This window comes from Streptomyces sp. GQ60 (assembly GCF_059758875.1).
In genome coordinates, this window is sequence record NZ_JCAXEG010000003.1 from 598,946 (window position 1) to 614,632 (window position 15,687).

17 protein-coding genes are annotated in these 15,687 nt (G+C 73.2%); 7 read left to right on the forward strand and 10 right to left on the reverse strand.

Features of this window, described 5'->3' with window-relative positions; translation table 11 throughout:
- Positions 1 to 18 precede the first annotated feature (18 nt).
- From AC6CKD_RS11335 to AC6CKD_RS11345, 3 genes are read right to left on the reverse strand one after another with little or no spacing between them, the layout of a single operon-like run.
- Positions 19 to 2,148, reverse strand: a complete 2,130-nt coding sequence (locus AC6CKD_RS11335; protein ID WP_498326888.1) for an acyl-CoA dehydrogenase family protein — start codon at positions 2,146 to 2,148, stop codon at positions 19 to 21.
- Between the two features lie 38 nt (positions 2,149 to 2,186).
- Positions 2,187 to 2,777, reverse strand: coding sequence for a hypothetical protein (locus AC6CKD_RS11340; RefSeq protein WP_498326889.1), 591 nt, complete (start codon positions 2,775 to 2,777; stop codon positions 2,187 to 2,189).
- Positions 2,774 to 3,445, reverse strand: a complete 672-nt coding sequence (locus tag AC6CKD_RS11345; protein ID WP_498326890.1) for a hypothetical protein — start codon at positions 3,443 to 3,445, stop codon at positions 2,774 to 2,776. The genes AC6CKD_RS11340 and AC6CKD_RS11345 overlap by 4 nt, the downstream gene beginning before the upstream one ends.
- Before the next feature lie 184 nt (positions 3,446 to 3,629).
- Between AC6CKD_RS11345 and AC6CKD_RS11350 the strand changes: the two genes are divergently transcribed.
- Together AC6CKD_RS11350 and AC6CKD_RS11355 are read left to right on the forward strand one after the other, a co-directional pair.
- Positions 3,630 to 4,865: a sensor histidine kinase gene (locus AC6CKD_RS11350; protein WP_498326965.1), complete on the forward strand. Its 1,236-nt coding sequence runs from the start codon at positions 3,630 to 3,632 to the stop codon at positions 4,863 to 4,865.
- A 4-nt stretch (positions 4,866 to 4,869) separates the two neighbouring features.
- Positions 4,870 to 5,544: a response regulator gene (locus AC6CKD_RS11355; RefSeq protein WP_498326891.1), complete on the forward strand. Its 675-nt coding sequence runs from the start codon at positions 4,870 to 4,872 to the stop codon at positions 5,542 to 5,544.
- Between the two features lie 19 nt (positions 5,545 to 5,563).
- Here AC6CKD_RS11355 and AC6CKD_RS11360 read toward each other — a convergent pair whose 3' ends face one another.
- The 3 genes from AC6CKD_RS11360 to AC6CKD_RS11370 form a co-directional block, all read right to left on the reverse strand.
- Positions 5,564 to 7,585, reverse strand: a complete 2,022-nt coding sequence (locus AC6CKD_RS11360; RefSeq protein WP_498326892.1) for a serine/threonine-protein kinase — start codon at positions 7,583 to 7,585, stop codon at positions 5,564 to 5,566.
- Positions 7,586 to 7,804: 219 nt separating this feature from the next.
- A complete protein-coding gene (locus tag AC6CKD_RS11365) occupies positions 7,805 to 8,065 on the reverse strand; it encodes a DUF397 domain-containing protein (protein ID WP_498326893.1) in 261 nt (86 codons plus the stop codon).
- Entirely contained in the window at positions 8,025 to 8,873 is an 849-nt protein-coding gene (locus tag AC6CKD_RS11370; RefSeq protein ID WP_498326894.1) for a helix-turn-helix domain-containing protein, read from the reverse strand. Before AC6CKD_RS11370 ends, AC6CKD_RS11365 begins: the two co-directional genes overlap by 41 nt.
- A gap of 84 nt (positions 8,874 to 8,957) precedes the next feature.
- Between AC6CKD_RS11370 and AC6CKD_RS11375 the strand changes: the two genes are divergently transcribed.
- Complete coding sequence (locus AC6CKD_RS11375; RefSeq protein ID WP_498326895.1) at positions 8,958 to 9,428, forward strand: ATP-binding protein; 471 nt, start codon at positions 8,958 to 8,960, stop codon at positions 9,426 to 9,428.
- Here AC6CKD_RS11375 and AC6CKD_RS11380 read toward each other — a convergent pair.
- Entirely contained in the window at positions 9,379 to 10,098 is a 720-nt protein-coding gene (locus tag AC6CKD_RS11380) for a CTP synthase C-terminal region-related (seleno)protein (protein ID WP_498326896.1), read from the reverse strand. The two genes, AC6CKD_RS11375 and AC6CKD_RS11380, sit on opposite strands and share 50 nt — an antisense overlap.
- Positions 10,099 to 10,250: 152 nt before the next feature.
- Here AC6CKD_RS11380 and AC6CKD_RS11385 point away from each other — a divergent pair, with 152 nt between their 5' ends.
- Entirely contained in the window at positions 10,251 to 11,003 is a 753-nt protein-coding gene (locus AC6CKD_RS11385; RefSeq protein WP_498326898.1) for an RNA-guided endonuclease InsQ/TnpB family protein, read from the forward strand.
- Between the two features lie 133 nt (positions 11,004 to 11,136).
- A complete protein-coding gene (locus tag AC6CKD_RS11390; RefSeq protein WP_498326899.1) occupies positions 11,137 to 12,021 on the forward strand; it encodes a LysR family transcriptional regulator in 885 nt (294 codons plus the stop codon).
- 28 nt (positions 12,022 to 12,049) lie between these two features.
- On the opposite strand, the gene AC6CKD_RS11395 is transcribed toward AC6CKD_RS11390, so the two are convergent.
- The 3 genes from AC6CKD_RS11395 to AC6CKD_RS11405 form a co-directional block, all read right to left on the reverse strand.
- Entirely contained in the window at positions 12,050 to 12,409 is a 360-nt protein-coding gene (locus AC6CKD_RS11395; protein ID WP_498326900.1) for a hypothetical protein, read from the reverse strand.
- Between the two features lie 186 nt (positions 12,410 to 12,595).
- On the reverse strand, positions 12,596 to 12,934 hold the full coding sequence (locus AC6CKD_RS11400; RefSeq protein ID WP_498326902.1) for a hypothetical protein: 339 nt from the start codon (positions 12,932 to 12,934) through the stop codon (positions 12,596 to 12,598).
- A 64-nt stretch (positions 12,935 to 12,998) separates the two neighbouring features.
- The gene (locus AC6CKD_RS11405; protein WP_498326903.1) at positions 12,999 to 13,622 is read right to left on the reverse strand and encodes a hypothetical protein; all 624 of its coding nucleotides are present in this window, start codon (positions 13,620 to 13,622) and stop codon (positions 12,999 to 13,001) included.
- A gap of 218 nt (positions 13,623 to 13,840) precedes the next feature.
- Between AC6CKD_RS11405 and AC6CKD_RS11410 the strand changes: the two genes are divergently transcribed.
- Both AC6CKD_RS11410 and AC6CKD_RS11415 read left to right on the forward strand, forming a co-directional pair.
- A complete protein-coding gene (locus AC6CKD_RS11410) occupies positions 13,841 to 14,482 on the forward strand; it encodes a class I SAM-dependent methyltransferase (RefSeq protein WP_498326904.1) in 642 nt (213 codons plus the stop codon).
- 173 nt (positions 14,483 to 14,655) lie between these two features.
- The gene (locus AC6CKD_RS11415; RefSeq protein WP_498326905.1) at positions 14,656 to 15,675 is read left to right on the forward strand and encodes an N-acetylmuramoyl-L-alanine amidase; all 1,020 of its coding nucleotides are present in this window, start codon (positions 14,656 to 14,658) and stop codon (positions 15,673 to 15,675) included.
- The last annotated feature ends 12 nt before the right edge of the window (positions 15,676 to 15,687 follow it).

The window sequence follows — 15,687 nt, forward strand, 5'->3', positions numbered from 1 at the left end:
CACTGCCCTTCGGTGTCTTCAGTCCCTGGGAAGGCCGAGAATCCGCTCGGCGACGACGTTGAGCTGGACCTGCGTGGTGCCCCCGGCGATGGTCAGGCAGCGGGACATGAGCATGCCGTGCACGGCCCGCTTCCCCGCCCCCTCGCTCACCGCGCCCGCCGGGCCCAGCAGTTCGAGCGTGAGCTCGGCGGTCCGCTGCTGGTGCGGGGTCTGGACGAGTTTGCGTACGGACGCGCCCGCGCCCGGTTCCAGTCCGGAGACCTGCTGGAGCGTGGTGCGCAGCCCGATGCAGGCCAGCGCGTGCGCCTCGGCGGCCAGGGCCCCGATCCGCACCCGGTACCCGCCCTCGAGTTCGGCGGAGCGGGCGAGCAGCGCCTCCAGGCCGCTGTCGAAGGTCATCTGGTCGGCCATGTGGACGCGTTCGTTGCCCAGCGTGTTGCGGGCGACCTTCCAGCCGCCGTCCTCCGCGCCCACCAGGGCGTCCGGCGGCAGCGGCACGTCGTCGAAGTAGACCTCGTTGAAGAGGGCCTCGCCGGTGATCTCCTTGAGCGGACGGATGTCGATCCCGGGGGTCTTCATGTCCACGATGAAGTAGCCGAGGCCCTTGTGCTTGGGGGCGTCCGGGTCGGTGCGGGCCAGCAGGATCCCGTAGTCGGCGCTGTGCGCGGAACTCGTCCACACCTTCTGCCCGTTGACGATCCAGCCGTCCCCGGACCCCGACCGCTCCGCCTTGGTCCGCAGCGAGGCGAGGTCCGAGCCCGCGCCCGGCTCGGAGAAGAGCTGGCACCAGGTGACGTCCCCGCGGAGCGTGGGGAGCACGTAGCGCTCCTGCTGCTCGGAGGTGCCGTGGGCGAGCAGCGAGGGGACGATCCAGGTGGCGATCCCCAGGTCGGCGACCTTGACGCCGGCGGCCGCCATTTCCTGCTGGACGACGAGCTGCTCGACGGGACCGGCGCCGAGCCCGTACGGGGCCGGCAGGTACGGGGCCGCGTACCCGGTGGGCGCCAGCACCCGGCGGGCGGTGGCCGGGTCGAGGCCGGCCGCGTCCGCGAGGGCGCTACGGGCCTTCGCGCGGTGGGTCTCGGCCCGCGCGGGCAGTTCCAGGCGCAGTTCGCGCCGGGCGCCGGCGGCGGCGAGCCGCACGGCGCGGACCCGGTGGCCGTCGCCGGGGCCGAGGAGCTGGCGGGCGACGAGGGCCCGGCGGAGGTAGATGTGGGCGTCGTGCTCCCAGGTGAAGCCGATGCCGCCGAGCACCTGGACGCAGTCCTTGGCGCAGGAGTACGCGGCGTCCAGCGCGGTCCCGGCGGCCAGCGCGGCCACCAGCGAGCGCACCTCGGCCGGCTCCTCGGTGGCCTGCGCGGCGTCCCAGGCGAGCGCCCGGGCCTGCTCCACGCGCACCAGCATGTCGGCGCACAGGTGCTTGATCCCCTGGAACTGCCCGATGGGCCGCCCGAACTGCTCGCGCACCTTCGCGTACTCGGCGGCGGTCCGCAGCGCCCACGCGGCGGTGCCGCAGGCGTCGGCGGCGAACAGCACGCAGGCGAGGTCCCGTACGAGGGCGGCGTCCAGCTCCAGCAGGGCGCCCGGCCCGGCCGTGACCCCGCGGGCGCGGACCTCGGCGGTGGGCCGGGTGGGGTCGGCACTGTCCTGCGTACGGATGTCCAGCGCGGCGGCGTCGACGGCGAACCAGCGGGTCCCGTGCGCCGTCTCGGCGGCGAGCAGCACGAGCTCGGCCTCGCCCGCGCCCAGCACCGGCGGCGCGGTCCCGTCGAGGAGGTACCCGCCCTCCACGGCCACGGCGGTCAGGTCCCCGGGCCCGAGCGCCACGGCCCCGACCCGCCCGCCGAGGGGCTCGGCCCCGGCCCGGTCCAGGAGTACCGAGGCCAGCACGCTCGGCAGGTACGCCCCGGGCAGCGCCGCCCGGGCGGCCTCCTCCACCGCGACGGCGAGGTCGAGCAGGGTCCCGCCCTCCAGGTGCGGCTCCAGCAGCCCGGAGGCGAGCAGTCCGTCCCAGTAGGCGGGGCGAGAGCCGGTCTGCGGCGGGGTGTCGAGGAGTTTGCGCACCTCCTCGGGCGGCACGGCCCGCGCGACCCACCCGCGCACGGCTTCGGCCAACTCCCGCTGTTCCTCTGTGATTCCGATGCCCATGCGCGGCAGAGTAGAACACGTTGCATTCTGACGGAAGGTCAGAACTGAAACACGTTCTCGCTTTGGCGGCGCACGGTGCCGCGCCGGAGGGCCCGTCGGGGGTCCGGTCGGGAGGCCCGCCGGCGGCGGTGGTACGCCACGGTGACCACCGCCAGCAGCGGCCCCCAGGCCACCAGGGGCAGGTAGCAGGCCGTCATCACCCAGTACGCCGCCCCCGTGGGGGAACCGGGGGCGCCCATGTTCCCCGGGTCGTTCCAGCCGATGGCCCCCAGGACTCCCAGCAGGGTGAGCGCGGCGGCCCCCAGACCGGCGGGGATCACGGCGGCGAGCGGCCGGACGGCCCTGCCGCCGATCAGCGGCAGCCACCGCGGCACGACTTCGCCCCAGCGCCGCACGAGGCCCAGGGCGAGGAAGCCCAGCAACTCGGCGAAGGCGCTCAGGCCTATCAGGTAGAGCGAGAACCCGCTGCCGAACCTGACGTCCGCCAGCGGATCGCCCCCGGAGAAGCCGAGCGGCACTCCGCACGCTCCGGCGATCCGCCACAGCCCGGTGGGCAGCGGGGCGAGCGCGGCGAGCTGGGCGAGCCGCACCACTCGGCGGCTCGGCCGGCGCTCCACGGCCGCTCTCATTCCTTGTCCCCCGCGTTCTCGGAGTTCTCGGCGTTCTCGGCGTTCTCCGCGTTCTCCGCGTTCTCCGACGGGTTCGCCGGGAACACGTGCACGACCTTGAAGTCGCCGCTCTCGGCGATCTCGTACGGTGCGGCGCTCAGGCACTTCGGCACCTCCAGCCCCTCGAAGCCGGACACGGCCCAGCTGTAGCCGACCCGGTCCTTCTTCCCGTCGCCCTTCCCGTCGTAGACGGTGAAGCCGACGCGCTTGCCGACGGCACCGGGGGGCAGGTCGGAGCTCGTGATGACGCCGGTGGCGGTCGCGACCGGACCGCCGGTCAGCAGGCAGTCGATACGGCCTTCGGCGTACGCGCCCTGCTTCCCGTCGGCGGTGTAGTGGCTGAACCGGAAGGTGCCGCGCGAGGTGCCGGCCGGGGCGTCCGGCTCGTCCGGCTCGACCGGGGCGAAGCCGTGTGCGTCGAAGGAGAAGCGGACCTGCTGGCCGTCCGCCCGGTACATCTGGGCGGAGCCCGTGAGGCTCGATTCCTTCGGCGCCTTCCTCGCCCCGTCCGAGACGGAGGCGGAGGCAGTGGCGGAGGCAGTGGCGGAGGCGGAGACGGCGAGGCCGGCGATGACCGCCAGCGCGGTGAAGCCGACGACGGACGTACGGAGAGAGGCACTGCGCAACATAGTGAACTCCTCGATCCCGGCGGCCGGATGAGCCGCTGTTCGGTGTGGCCTCAGCCTCCGCCACCGGGACGGTCCGGGACCATCGGCCGAAGGGGAGATCCACTCGGGGGCCCGGCGGGCCCTCTATGCCGTTCGGCAGAGGCCGCCCGCCCGGACTGCCCCTAAGGTCGTGGGGGTGAAGATCATGGGCATGGCACACCGGGACCGCGCCGTCGTAGGCGCCGTGGCCGCCGCCTGCTGCGCCGCCGCGCTCTTCCTGGGCGTACGGGCACTGCCGGCTCTCGCGGCCGCCGGAATCGCCCTCGGCACCTTCGGCTGCCTGCCGCGGTCGCGCGAGTGGACCGGAGCCGCCACCGGCGGCGCCGGCGGCCTGCTCCTGGTGGCGGCGTTCGCCTGGCCCGGACGCGGAACGGCCGAAGGAGCGGCGTGGCACATGGTGGCCGTAGGAGCGGTGCTGCTGCTCCTGACGGCGGCGGTGCGCTGGTCGCCCCGGCGGCAGCTCCTGACGGGCGGCGGGCTCGGCGCCGTGGCCGTCGCCGCATGGACCGTCCCGCTCGTACCGGAGGCCTCCTTCTTCGAGCGCCTCGGCCTGATGGCCTTCTGGTCGGCGCCGATCGTCGTCGCGGCCGTCATCGGCGGCTATCCCCGCCTGATGGAGGACCGCCGCCGACAGGCGGTCCTTGCCGCACGCCGCGCCCAGCAGCTCGAACTCGCCCACGATCTGCACGACTTCGTCGCCCATGACGTGAGCGGGATCGTCGTGCAGGCCCAGGCGGCCCGGTTCGTGGCCGCGCACGATCCGGCGGCCGCGGCACTCGCACTGGAACGGATCGAGCGGGCCGGACTCGCGGCACTGGAATCGATCGACCGCACGGTCCGGACGCTGCGCGCGGCCGAGGAGGGCGCCGGCGAGAACACCGGCAACGACGGCGGCACCGGCAGCGGCCCGACCGGAGGCGAGGCCGCGGGCGGCGCCCGTACGGTCCTCCCCGGCACCGGCCAACTCCGCGAGGTCGTGGACCGGTTCAGTGAGACGGGGCAGATCCGGGCCCGCCTCGACCTGGCCCCGGACGTCGCCGACGCCCTCTCCCGCGAGGGCGCCGCCACGGTCCACCGGGTCGTGGTGGAAGCGCTCACCAACGTACGCCGACACGCGCCGGGAGCGGCCGGGGTGCGCGTCGCGCTCAGCACGGACCGTACGGCCGTCACGGTCAGCGTGACCAACGACGGCGGCCGCGCCCGCTCTTCCCACCTGCCCGCGCTCCCCCGCCTCGAACGGGGCGCCGGGGGCGGCGGACTGCTCGCGCTGGCCGAACGCGTCCGCGCATCCGGCGGCACCTTCGCCTCGGGCCCGCACCAGGACGGCTGGCGCGTGATCGCGACACTTCCGGCCACCGGATCGCACGCCACGGCATCATGATCCCGTGACCACCCGCATCCTGATAGCCGACGACCAGGAAGACGTGCGCAACGGCTTCCGCCTCATCCTCGACTCGCAGCCCGACATGACCGTCGTCGGGGAGGCGGCCGACGGTGAGACGGCGGTCGAACTCGCCCGTGCGCTGCGGCCCGACGTGGTGATCGCCGACATCCGGATGCCGCGCCTGGACGGCCTGGAAGTGACCCGGCTGCTGGCGGGCCCGACCGCCGAACACCCCGTCCGCGTCGTGGTCGTCACGACGTTCGACCTCGACGACTACGTGCACACCGCACTGCGCAACGGCGCCTGCGGCTTCCTGCTGAAGCGGTCGGGTCCCAATCTGCTGATCGAGGGCGTACGGGCGGCGATGGCCGGGGACACCCTGATCAGCCCGCAGCTCACGGTCCGGCTGCTGCGCGGCCTGTCCGCGCCGCAGGCCCGACCGCAGGCCGCCGCCGAGCCGCGGACCGGGGCCGAGGACCCCCTGACCGCGCGGGAGCGCGAGATCGCCCTGCTCGTCGCCCGCGGACTGACCAACGCCGAGGTCGGCGCCGAGCTGTTCATCTCGCCGGGCACCGCCAAGACCCATGTCGCCAACATCCAGGCGAAGCTGGCGGTGCGCAACCGGGTGGGCATCGCCGCGTGGGCCTGGGAGACCGGCCTGGCGAGCGGTACCTGACACCGTCGTTTCACGGACGTCAGGAACGTTCGTAGTAGTAGCCCTCGCCGTGCGAGGGGCCCACGTTGTGCTGGAGGCCGGCCGGCAGGCTCTTCGTGAAGAAGGAGGGGTCCAGGACGCCGCAGAACTGGCTGGTGGACTTGGACTTGTCCACGGCGGCCGCGCCGATGTTGATCCGGGTCCCGCCGGAGGCCAGTGAGGTCACCTTGGCGATGTTCTCGCAGTGCCCCATGTTGGACTCGTTGATCAGCCGGACCGCCCCGGAGCGAGTGATGATCACCGTTCCTGGCTGGCCGATGTTGAAGTCGCCCTTGTAGGTCCAGGTGCCGGCGAAGTACGCGGGGACCGCGTCGGCGCCGCCGGACGAGCCGCCACCGCTGGGCGAGCCCCCGCCGCTCGGAGAGCCCGATCCCCCGGGGGTGGCAGTCGGGACGGTGCCCGTACCGGTACCGGTGCCTCCGGCGGCCGGGCCCCCGCCGCCCTGGCTCGCGCCACTGCCGCCCGGGGTGCCGGATCCGCCGCCGGGGGTGCCCGCGCCCGCAGCGGCGGCCTGGCCGTCCGGCACCGGTACGGGAGGGCTCTGGGCGGCCTGCGGGCTCTCGGAGTTCGGACTGGCCGGGGCGGCGGGCGAACCGCTCGCCGCCGAAGGGGAGCCTGAGGAGGCGCCGGGCGTCACGGGCGCACTGCTCGCCGGGGGCGAGGCCTGCGACCCGCCGCCACCGCCGCCGAACGGCTGGAGCAGGGCCACCGTGCCGCCGCCGACGGTCAGCACCAGGACGGCGGGCACGGCTATGGTCCAGCGCCGCCGGGCCCCGCGCCGCTCGTTCTCCGCGGTACCGGTTCCTACGGCCCGTCCGGTCACCAGCGCGGCCACCGACCCGCCCACCGCCCCGCCCGCCGACCCGCCTGCTGGCTCGACGACCTCGACGACCTGCTCGCCGGACCCGCCGGGCTCGGCGACGCCGTCGGCCTCACCGGCCCCGCCGGACTCGCCCGCCTCCGGCCGCAGTCCGACCGTCTCCCGGTCGGGGGTCTGCCCGTCTCCCGGGCCCCCGGCCTCCACCACCGCGGGTACCGCCTCCGCGTCGAGCAGCCGGGCCGCCTGCCGGGCCAGCCGCTCCACCACCTCGGGCGGCAGCCACGCCCCGCCGCGCACCGCCGGGCGGACCCGCTCCGGGTCCGCCAGCAGCTCGTCCACGCCCGGCCGTTCCTCGACGCCCTTGACCAGGCAGCGGCCGATGAGCGTGCGCAGGGAGGCGTCCGCCACCCGCTCCAGGGCCGGGTCGCCCTCCACGATCTGGAACATCACCGCGTGCTGGTTGCTGGCGCCGTGCCCGAAGGGCAGCTCGCCCGTGGCCGCGTACATCAGGACACAGCCGAGCGTGAACACGTCGCTCTTCGCCCCGGCCCGCTGCCCGCGCACCTGCTCGGGCGACATGAACCCGGGCGAGCCGACGACCATGCCGGTGCTGGTGAGCAGCGATTCGACGGAGGTCTCCAGGGCGCGCGAGATCCCGAAGTCGATGACCCGGCTGCCCTCGACGGTCAGCATGACGTTCGACGGCTTGAGGTCGCGGTGCACGATCCCGGCCGTGTGGATGTCCTTCAGCGCGTGCAGCAGCCCGTCCGCGAGGGCGTGTACGGAGGCCACGGGCAGGGGGCCGTGCCGGCGCACGATCTGCTCCAGCGAGAGCCCGGGTACGTACCCGGTGGCCACCCAGGGCCGTTCGGCGTCGGGGTCCGCGTCCAGGACGGGGGCGGTGTACCGCTCGCCCACCTTCCGGGCGGCGTCGATCTCGCGGCGGAAGCGGGCCCGGAACTGCGCGTCGGCCACGTGCTCCTCGTGCACCACCTTCACCGCGACCGTGCGCCCGCCCTCGGACCGGGCCAGGAACACCCGTCCCATGCCGCCGGCACCGAGCCGACCGAGGAGCAGATACGGCCCGATCCGGATCGGATCACCGGCGGCGAGCGGCTTTATGCCCCCGTCGACGTTGTCATCACTGCCGCCACCCTGCCCCTTGCCGGTCCCGCTGCCCATGCTGCCCGTCCCCCGGTGATCCCCGTCGGGCGGCCGGTCGGCCCGCCCCGTCGAACTCGGCTCAGGGTAGAGCCAGTTCACCTGCACCCTGAAGGCAAGGTCGGGCGAGTGGGAGAAATGGCCCGGCGGACGGTCTCCGTACCAGCGCTGGCCGACCCCGCGAAGGCGGCGGACCCCGCCGCCCCGACCGCCGCGGGCGTCCGGTGCAGCGGCAGGCCGTCAGAGACCGCGGACGAACTCCGCGAAGGCGGCCGGGCCGACGGTGAGGACGGGGCCGTCGGGGACCTTGGAGTCCCGGACGGCGATCTGGCAGGGCTGGGGGGCGATCTCTACGCACTGGCCGCCGGTGTCAGAGCTGTACGAGGCCTTGCGCCAGGCGGCTTTGCCGAGGGGTGCGCACTCCACGCACTGGCCACCTGTGTCACCGCTGTACGAGGACTTACGCCAGCGCGCGCCCGTCAGGTCCTGGATGCTGTCCATAGCGTTCCTCCATCACACGGGCGATCAGTGCCGCCGAGCCCTCCACGGACAGGGCGGCGGCCTGAAGGTGATCGTAACGGAGCGACCCCTCCCTGAGAGCTTGTGGATTAGCTGTCATGTGGCCCTGGACGAAGTCCTCTGTGTAGACGAGATCCGGGTCTCCGTCGAACCGCAGGAGGTTGAATGAGCCCATCAGCCCCGCATGCGCACCCACACCGAAGGGCAGGATCTGCACTTTCACCCACTCCCGGCTTCGCAGCTCCAACAGGTGGGCGAGCTGGTTGCGCATGACCTCCGCGCCGCCGATCTCCTGGTGCAGGACAGCCTCGCTCATGACCACCCACATCAGCGGCGGCTCGCTCCGGTCCATGATCCGCTGCCTCTCCATACGGGCGGCAACCTTTCCGTCGAGGCCCTCGTCACCCCGGACGCCCAGGATCGCCCGCGCGTACCCATCGGTCTGCAACAGACCATCCACCAACTGCGCCTGGAACGAAGAGATGTACGTCGCCCGCGCCTCCATCTCCGCGTACGCCTGGAACCACGTCGGCAACTGGCTCCGTAGGACCAACCCCACCAGCCGGGAGAACACACCGCCCGTCCCGAGTGCCGCGTCGACCCGTTCCGAGAAATCGCGGGTCGGCACCTTCCTCGCCGTCTCGATCTGGCCGATCAGCGAGGCGCCGCAGAAGACGATGCTCCCGAGCTGGCCCTGTTTGAGGCCGGCGGCCTCCCGTAGGCGGCGCAGTTCCGCGCCGTAGTAGTCCAGCGGAGAGGCGCTGGGGTCGAGGTCACGGACGTTGACCATGGAGCGGTCACCTCCAAGCACACGCATCACGGCGTTCGTTTCGGTCCATAGCCGAGCGTAACGACGCCGCCTCACCCTGATGTCATGAATCTCGCAACTGGCCCCTCATCAGCAGGAATTGACGACAGCTATCGCATGGGCTTCACCGTCGGTGACCATTCGGCCCGGCACATGCGGCGCATCCTGCGGATGTTCCTCACCCAGTGGGAGCTCGACGCCCTGGCCGACGCCGCGGAGCTCGCGCTCACCGAGCTGGTCGCCAACGTCGTGCGCCACGTACCCGGACGGGGCTGCGCGGTCCTCATCCTGCGGCAGCCGGACGGACTGCGCGTGGAGGTGTCGGACGGCTGCCCCTCGCCACCGCGCCCCGCGCCCGACTCCGGGGAGCTGAGCGAGGGCGGCCGCGGCCTGCTCCTGGTCGAGGCGGTGACCGACCGCTGGGGCACGAACCCGAACTCCACGGGCAAGACGGTGTGGTTCGAGTGCGACGCCCCTCCCCCGGCGGCTAGCGGCTCCGCGCGTGCTCCACGGCGGCCGCGGCCAGGCCTGCGATGAGCGGGTGGGCGCGGGTGCCGTCTCCGTCGAGTTCGGGCTGGAAGAGGGTGGCCAGGAAGAAGGGGTGCTCCGCCAGTTCGGCGATGCGGATGTCGCCGGATTCGTCGGCGCCGGTGAAGGTCATGCCGTGGGCCCGCAACAGGTCCAGGTGGAGCGGGTTGGGACCGTAATCGCAGTGGTACCGCGCCTGCGTGCGGTCCGCGCCGAGCAGCCGGGCGGCGCGGGAGCCGGGGGTGAGCCGTACGGCGCCCTCGTGGCCGACCAGCGAGCAGGCCAGCGGGACGACCACCGCGTCCGCCTCGACGGTCGCGGGGTCGTTCTCTGCGTGCGCGGCCCGGTCGAGGCCGCAGACGGTACGGGCGAACTCCAGCAGGGCGTGCTGGAAGCCGCCGCAGGTGCCGAGGAAGGGGATGTCGTTCTCGCGGGCGTCCCGGATCGCCGTGAGCACTCCGGCCTCGCTGCGGTACGGGCTGCCGGGCAGGACCCAGACGGCGTCGAAGCCGTCCATGCCCTCGCCGGCTTCCTCGGTGGGGATCCAGTAGGCGTCCAGGTCCAGGCCCTCGCGCAGGCGCAGCGCCTCCAGCAGGCCGGGGACGCGGGCGTGGGAGCGCACGGCGTCGGAGCGGTCCGCGATCAGCGCGATGCGTGCGGTGGTGTGGTGCGCGTTCATCGGATACCTCCATGGAAATCCCGCCCTTCAGGGCGGGTAGGAATAGGACTCCTGCGGAGCGGGGCAACGGGTTGGGATCCGCCGCCAGGGCGGATCCCAGTGCCCTGATCAGCAGACTTGGGATTCACATGCAGGCTCGCTAGTTTGTGAGCATGGCCGCAAGCCACGTGAAGCGGGCGTTCAAGTACCGCTTCTATCCGACCGATGCGCAGACAGCTGAGCTGTCGCGCACCTTCGGTTGTGTGCGGAAGGTCTACAACCTGGCGCTCGCTGCCCGTACGGAAGCGTGGGCGCGGCAGGAGCGGGTCAACTACAACGCCACCTCGGCCATGCTGACTGCGTGGAAGAAGACCGAGGAGCTGTCCTACCTCTCCGAGGTGTCGTCCGTTCCGCTCCAGCAGGGCCTTCGGCATCTGCAGGGCGCGTTCGCCAACTTCTTCGCCAAGCGGGGCAAGTACCCGCGCTTCAAGTCGCGGAAGAAGTCCCGCAAGTCCGCCGAGTACACGTCCAGCGCGTTCCGCTACCGGGATGGTTCGCTGACCCTGGCGAAGATGGCGGATCCGCTGGCGATTGTGTGGTCGCGACCGCTGCCCGAGGTTGCCGTGCCGTCCACGGCGACCGTGTCGCAGGACGCGGCCGGGCGGAACCTGGTCGCCATCGACCGATGGTTTCCCTCCTCCAGGCTGTGCTCCGCCTGCGGCACCATCGCGGGCAAGATGCCGCTGCACGTCCGTGAGTGGACGTGCGGCTGCGGCGTGACCCACGACCGCGACCTGAACGCGGCGAGGAACATGCTGGCGGCCGGGCTGGCCGTGCCCGTCTGTGGAGCTGGCGTAAGACCTCAACGGAGTACTCCGGGCGGGCAGTCGGCGACGAAGCAGAAAACCCCACGGTGCGAGCCGTAGGACTCCCCTCCCTTCAGGACTCCGTTGGGGATCCTTCAGGGAGGGAAGGATGTCAAGACGGCCATCCTGCGAGCTGCTGGTCCATCACGTCCAACGATGATCCTCACTATCCACATAAGCGATACTGATGCGCATGGATCCGCATCTGCTGCGCACCTTCGTCGCGGTCCTCGAACACCGCTCCTTCTCCACCGCCGCTTCGGTCCTCGGCTACACGCAGTCGGCCGTCTCCCAGCACATCGCGGCGCTCGAAGCCGACGTGGGCGCCCGGCTGGTCGAGCGGCGGCCCGTCGCCCCCACGGAGGCGGGGGTCCGGCTGATGGAGCACGCCCCCGCGCTGCTCCTGCGCCTGGACGCGGCCCGCGCCGACATCGCCCGCCTGCACCGGGCCCCCGACGCCCGGCTGGGGGTGGCCTGTTCCCCCGCGGCTTTCGGCCCCGCGCTCGCGCAGGCCCTGGCCCGGTTGCGCGCCGCGGGGCCGGTGGAGGTCGACCTGTACGTCCTGGGCCGGGACGCGGTGGTCGAGGAGTTCCTGACCGCCCGCGCCGACCTCGGCCTTCTGGACGGGGTGGCCGCGCCCAGCGACCCCCTCCCGCTGCCGGACCTCGGCCCCACCGTGACCCTCGCCGTCACCGAGGAGCCCCTGGCCGTGCTCTTCCCGCACGACCACCCCCTGGCGCGGCGGAGTTCGGTCCGGCTGCCCGACCTCGCGCAGGCGCAGTGGATCGACGCCCCCGACACGGCGCTCCCCCTCGCCCGGCTCCGCGAGGTCAGCCACACGCCGGGCTTCCACCCGCGCATCCGCCACCACGGCACCGACCCGCACGCCCTGGCCGCCCTGGCCGCCGCCGGGCACGGCCTGACCGCGCTCCCGCTCTCCCTGGCCGCCACGTTCCCCGGCACCACGGCGGTCCCGGTCCGCACCCCGCGCCTGGTCCACCGCACGGAACTCCTCCACCCGACGGACCCTTCCCGGCACGCGGCCCGGCTGACGGCCCTGCTCACGGGCCTCGGCTAGGGCCTGTCGGCGCGACCGCCCGTCGGGTTCAGAGCGCCCGGGCGATCAGTTCGCCTCCGGCCCGGACCCAGAAGAACACGGCCATCGCACCGGTCCCGAGCCCGATCACGGTCAAGACGACCGGCGGGACGAGGGTGGAGGTGAAGTCCGGCTGCGTGTTCAGCTCCGGATCTCGCGGATCGTAGGTGATGTCGATCCGCTCCGGTCCCCACCCGACAGTGGCCCTCCGATGCCGGGTGCCCTCCGCAGTGGTGAACTCGTAGATCGTCTCCTCGACGCCCTCGTCGTCCTTGCCGCGGAGCCACAGGCTGCCCTCCACGGTGACGCCCCGGGTACGCAGGACCCGCCATTCCCGGGCCCCCGTCCAGCCGACCGCCAGGCAGACCACCCCGAGGGGCCGCCATCGCCGGCGCGAACACCCAGAACGCCACTGCCTCGTCGGTGGACATCGCGGACGCGCGGTCCGCCGCCGGCAGCACGAGCAAGAGCACGGCCCCGGTGACGTAGCAGACGCCCATCAGCCCGGCCACGGTCAGCATCCACGTACTCCACTCGGAGGCGTGGCGCTTCACCGTCACCCGCCCCGCCCCGCCCCGGGCAGCGATTCGGCCTTCCGGGGCGGAAGCGAGCGGCGCGCTTCCTCCGCGAACGCCCGCATCGCCGACGCGTTGCGGCCGGTCACCCTGTACGAGGAGTCCGAGGACGCCGGCTCCGTCTCGTCGGTCGAGCCGGTGAGAACGACCACCAGCTCCCGTTCTGCGTCGGCCGGCAGGTCTATGCGCTGGATCGCCGTCGGGGGGATGCGTCGGGTCTCTCGCCGGGAGCGCAGCACCAGGGCCCCGTCCGCGAGCCGGGCAGCCCGCCCGCGCCTGCCCGGCAGGACAGCGGGCGAAGAAGCGTTCGATGCGGTCACGACGACACCGCAGGGCACCCCCTGCCCACCCGGGCCGGCGGAAGTCCTGGCGCGCGTCGGGCCGTCAGGACGCCGGACGGGAGGACTCGCCGTGTTCCAGGAGGAACTCGGTCGCCCGGGCGATGGCCTCGGCGTACGTGGGGTGCACGGCCTCCGATTCCTCTTCCCGTCCGTCCGCGGCGACGGCGGTGTACCACCAGGCGTCGGCGTCCGGGTCGTGGTGGATGACGGCGGTGCCGCCCGCGTAGCGCAGCGGGATGGACTCGCTGGCGGAGCGCTTCGCCACCGCGTGGGGCCACTTGAGGCGGGCCGACTGGCGCTTGATGCCGCCCCAGGCCGCGCCGAGCTGCGCATAGCTGGCTCCGCTGCGGCCGGCCACGGTCGCCGCACTCTCCGCCATCCGGTCGACGGACCGCTTGGCTTCGTAGAGCGCCCGCAGCAGGGCCAGTTGTACGTCGGGCGCGGCCATGAGGGCGGCGTCGAAGGGCTTGCCGGCGGCGTGGTAGGCCTGCGCGCGCGTCGAGATGCGCCGGGCCAGCGGGCGGACCGCGTCGAGCACCTGGTCGTCCATGGCGAACGCCTCGTCCTCGGCGGGCTCGCTCCAGGCGGGCTCCACCAGGTTCATGACGGTGGCCCAGAAGTCCTCGTCGTTCCGGTCGGGGGTCGGGATCGGTGTCGAATCATCCATGTGACATGTTTACCTGCCGCGAGCCCGAACGACAAGTAAAGCTGTCGAGTTGCTGGTCGACAGTCACTCGTGTCGCAGCCCCCGCACCGCGCCGGAGCCCGCCCGGGGGCGGGGGGGCCGAGCCCCGGCCATGGCGCCCTACCGGCGGGTAAGGCACCATGGGCCGCCGATGTGCGCAGATGTACGCCGTACGCCACCCACCCCGCAGGAGGAACACCATGGCCAGCCCCAAGCCGGAGACCCTCGCCGCCTTCGAGGCCGCCAAGGGGTTCATGCCCGTAGGAGAAGGGCTCGCCCTGTACGGGGCGGCCGCCTCCGCGGCGCGGCTCGGGCTGCCGCTCCTGGAGGTCGGCACCTACTGCGGGCGCTCCACGATCCTGCTCGCCGACGCCGCCCGCGAGGCGGGGGTGAGCGTGCTCACCGTGGACCACCACCGGGGCAGCGAGGAGCAGCAGCCCGGCTGGGAGTACCACGACCCGAGCGTGGTGGACCCGGAGATCGGGCTGATGGACACCCTGCCCACCTTCCGCCGGACCCTGCACAAGGCCGGCCTGGAGGACCACGTCATCGCGATCGTCGGCCGCTCCCCGCAGGTGGCCGCGACCTGGGGCGGCAAGCTCGGCCTGGTCTTCATCGACGGCGGCCACACCGACGAGCACGCCACGGGCGACTACGAGGGCTGGGCGCCGCACGTCGCCGAGGGCGGCACGCTGGTGATCCACGACGTGTTCCCCGACCCGGCCGACGGCGGCCAGGCCCCGTACCGCATCTACGTGCGCGCCCTGGCCTCGGGCGCCTTCGAGGAGGTCTCGGCGACCGACTCCCTGCGCGTCCTGCGCCGCACGGGCGAGGGCATCTGACCCCCGGGCCCGGGCTCGAGGCCGGAGGTGCGGCCCCGAGCCGCACTGCCGGAACCGGACCCGGACGCGGCCCCGGACCGGGACCAGGACACGGACCCGGCATATAACCTCACCGCGCCCCCGGATGGCCCAGGGTCCGTACACCCGACCGACCCCCGGTCTAGCATCGCCGGGTGCGCTACGACGAAAGCTCCCCGCCGCTCCCCGAGTCCTCGACGTCCATCAGTCCGGACCGGCCCTGGTACGCCCGCCGGTCCACCCTGGTGGTCGCGGCGGCCGCGATCGCCCCGGCCGCTCTGGCCGGGTGGGTGCTGACCGAGGTGCTGAGCGGGGGCGCGGGCGACGACTCCCGGCCGCCCCGGATCGTGATGCCGCTCTCGGCGTCGGCGGCGGCACCCTCCACGCCGGCGGCGACGGGATCCGCACCGGCATCCGCGTCGGCTCCGGCAGCGAGCCCGGCCCCCGGTACGACCCCCGCGGGGACCGGCACCGCTCCGAGCCCCGCCGCGGCCAACCCCCTCGCCGGCCGCACCGTCGTCATCGACCCCGGCCACAACACGGGCAACTTCAAGCACACCACCGAGATCAACCGCCGGGTGGACATCGGCACCAACCGCAAGGAGTGCGACACCACCGGCACCACCACCAACTCCGGCTACATGGAGGCGGAGTTCACCATGGACGTGTCCCGCCGCCTGCGCACCGTCCTGGAGGCCAAGGGCCTCAAGGTGGTCCTCACCCACGAGGCGGGCAAGGAACGCCCCTTCGGCCCCTGCATCGACGAGCGCGCCCGCATCGGCAACCAGGCCGCCGCCGACGCCGTGGTCTCCGTCCACGCCGACGGGGTCTCGGCCGGCAGCCGCGGTTACCACGTGATCCTCCCCGCCAAGGTCAAGGGCGGCAGCGCCGACACCGCGAGGATCGTCGAACCGTCCCGGCAGCTCGGCGAGCGGATCGCCGGGAACTTCGCCCGCACCACCGGTTCCGCCCCCGCCAACTACCTGGGAGGCGGCACCGGATTGGTCGTCCGCGACGATCTGGGCGGGCTGAACCTCTCGACCCGTCCCAAGGTGTTCATCGAGTGCGGCAACATGCGTGACGCCAAGGACGCGGCGCAGATGTCGAGTCCGGAGTGGCGGCAGAAGGCGGCCCAGGGCATCGCGGACGGCATCGTCGGCTTCCTCGGCGGGTAGGGCCACCAGGAC

What these genes read in the sequence shown, in the direction of transcription:
- AC6CKD_RS11335 (WP_498326888.1), bottom strand. Translation starts at nt 2,148, where the DNA reads ATGGGCATCGGAATCACAGAGGAACAGCGGGAGTTGGCCGAAGCCGTG.
- AC6CKD_RS11340 (WP_498326889.1), bottom strand. Translation starts at nt 2,777, where the DNA reads ATGAGAGCGGCCGTGGAGCGCCGGCCGAGCCGCCGAGTGGTGCGGCTC.
- AC6CKD_RS11345 (WP_498326890.1), bottom strand. Translation starts at nt 3,445, where the DNA reads ATGTTGCGCAGTGCCTCTCTCCGTACGTCCGTCGTCGGCTTCACCGCG.
- AC6CKD_RS11350 (WP_498326965.1), top strand. Translation starts at nt 3,630, where the DNA reads ATGGGCATGGCACACCGGGACCGCGCCGTCGTAGGCGCCGTGGCCGCC.
- AC6CKD_RS11360 (WP_498326892.1), bottom strand. Translation starts at nt 7,585, where the DNA reads ATGGGCAGCGGGACCGGCAAGGGGCAGGGTGGCGGCAGTGATGACAAC.
- AC6CKD_RS11365 (WP_498326893.1), bottom strand. Translation starts at nt 8,065, where the DNA reads ATGGACAGCATCCAGGACCTGACGGGCGCGCGCTGGCGTAAGTCCTCG.
- AC6CKD_RS11370 (WP_498326894.1), bottom strand. Translation starts at nt 8,873, where the DNA reads ATGGTCAACGTCCGTGACCTCGACCCCAGCGCCTCTCCGCTGGACTAC.
- AC6CKD_RS11375 (WP_498326895.1), top strand. Translation starts at nt 8,958, where the DNA reads ATGAATCTCGCAACTGGCCCCTCATCAGCAGGAATTGACGACAGCTAT.
- AC6CKD_RS11380 (WP_498326896.1), bottom strand. Translation starts at nt 10,098, where the DNA reads ATGAACGCGCACCACACCACCGCACGCATCGCGCTGATCGCGGACCGC.
- AC6CKD_RS11385 (WP_498326898.1), top strand. Translation starts at nt 10,251, where the DNA reads ATGGCCGCAAGCCACGTGAAGCGGGCGTTCAAGTACCGCTTCTATCCG.
- AC6CKD_RS11390 (WP_498326899.1), top strand. Translation starts at nt 11,137, where the DNA reads ATGGATCCGCATCTGCTGCGCACCTTCGTCGCGGTCCTCGAACACCGC.
- AC6CKD_RS11405 (WP_498326903.1), bottom strand. Translation starts at nt 13,622, where the DNA reads ATGGATGATTCGACACCGATCCCGACCCCCGACCGGAACGACGAGGAC.
- AC6CKD_RS11410 (WP_498326904.1), top strand. Translation starts at nt 13,841, where the DNA reads ATGGCCAGCCCCAAGCCGGAGACCCTCGCCGCCTTCGAGGCCGCCAAG.